Origin of the sequence: Bacillus sp. SIMBA_008 (assembly GCF_046535495.1) — a bacterium.
GTDB classification, from domain to species: Bacteria; Bacillota; Bacilli; order Bacillales; family Bacillaceae; genus Bacillus; species Bacillus subtilis.
Genome location: NZ_JAWRWL010000836.1, coordinates 1 through 255 on the forward strand (window position 1 = coordinate 1; position 255 = coordinate 255).

The 255-nt window shown below is 41.6% G+C and carries 1 protein-coding gene; it reads left to right on the forward strand.

Annotated elements, in window-relative coordinates; all coding sequences use genetic code 11:
* The coding region (locus SB658_RS25680) for a PTS sugar transporter subunit IIB (protein WP_410603282.1) at positions 1 to 255 on the forward strand (255 nt) is incomplete at both ends.

Consider the following 255-nt stretch of genomic DNA (forward strand, 5'->3'; position numbering starts at 1 on the left):
GCGAAGATGACGACGAGCTAGCTGAAGTGGGTGACGCACCTGTTGCAGGTTCAATTGGTGAAACTTACGTAGCAGCTTTAGGTGGAAAAGAAAACTTAACAGTTATTGATAACTGTGCAACACGTCTACGCTTACAAGTGAAAGATGCTGGTCAAGTAAACGAAGCAGCATTAAAACGTGCTGGTGCAAAAGGTGTTATGAAATTAAGTAACACGAGTGTACAAGTTATCGTAGGTACAAATGTTGAATCTGTTG